Raw genomic sequence first — 1,369 nt, 5'->3', positions numbered from 1 at the left:
GCTCGGTTCTCGAAGTTCTCCGGGCAATTCTTCGCATAGATTTCAAGCTGTCGGTGGTGGGCGACCAGAGCCTCCGTGTGCCGCGCCCGCTGCTCGGCCGCGGCCGAATCGCAGCATGCGGCGCGGGCCAAGGCGCCGTAGAAATGATGCTCCGGCGTTTCCTCAAAATGCGCCACCGATGTCCACGGCAGTCTCTGCGCCCGCAATGACGCATCCACGGCCGCCTCGTGGTCGCCCGCAAAGAACCGCGCCTGCAGTTTTCTGACAAAGTAGCAGATTTCCGCGAGATTCGGATTTTCGGAAAACCGGCGCTCGATCTCAACTTCGTCAAATCCGTCGTCATCAAAGGAGCCGAATTTCCGGGTCAACCCCCGCAGTGTCCGGACGAGTCCGAGTTGCGCGCTGGCGAGGTCCACAACGAACTGGAACCGCACCTCCCGCGCGAACGCGAGGCCAATCTCCGCTTGGCGTTGCACTTCGATAAGCGGATCGCCAGCCGCCAGCAGATTCGAGTTCAAGCTGACATGGCTGTATCCGGCAAACGTGAGGTCGCCGCTCTGGTTGGCGATGTCAAGCGCTCGCAGCAAGATGTCGCGGCCGATTCGGACATGTCTCGTCCACGGTATGACGTGGGCCCCGAAGTCTTTGTAAGTCCTGGCCTGAAAGCGATTCAGGTCGTGCGTTTCGACCAGATGGCAGCCTAGCTGACCAAACCGGAATCCGGCCTCATAGTCGCCGAAGCGCGGCCCGGCAATATAGCCAAGCGACACATAATGGTAGCAGGAGCCGTCACTGTTGCCTCGCTCGAGGCTCACGTTCACAGCTAGGCAGATTGCCATGCATGCCAGATTCGCATCCGTGTGCCATACCGCCCCAACGAGCCGCGTGAGAATATCCAGTGTCGCGGAGGACGCTGGGTCACTCATCAGCGGCAGGTCAATGAGCTCCTCGATCGCGTGGCTCCCGAGCCCCGACCATATCCGGTCGTATTCTCGTTGCACCTCCTCGTCGGCCGGATGCGGCGACCAGTCAACGCCGAGATGCTGCCTCAGGTAGTCGAGACCGACCGCGGCGGAGCGACTGGTCTGACCGAGCGCGGCATAGAGATCGATGCGCAGGCAGGCGACAGCAGCCTGGTCGTCGGAGCAGACAGCACGATTGGAAAGCCGTGCCAACCGCTCCTCCGCGTCCGGCAGCGCGCCCAGGTGGAATTCGCATTCGGCGCGGTTCAGCTCAAGCGCGAAGGTCAGCTGGCGCTGGCGCTCCCACGCGTCTTCCGGCAGCAGCGCCGTGCCGGCGACAAAGTAGTTGAGCGCCGAGGCGTATGCCGTTGACGCTTCGGCGCGCTTGCCAGCCAGCAGATTGAACT

At 62.5% G+C, this 1,369-nt stretch carries 1 pseudogene; it reads right to left on the bottom strand.

The features are described 5' to 3' along the window. A pseudogene (locus AC1D1Z_RS37450) lies at window positions 1-1,369 on the bottom strand (histidine kinase); the annotation flags it as partial.

This window comes from Rhizobium sp. P1_E1 (genome assembly GCF_056406015.1).
The sequence above is the reverse complement of the archived record's forward strand: the minus strand, read 5'-3'. Positions and strand labels throughout refer to the sequence as shown.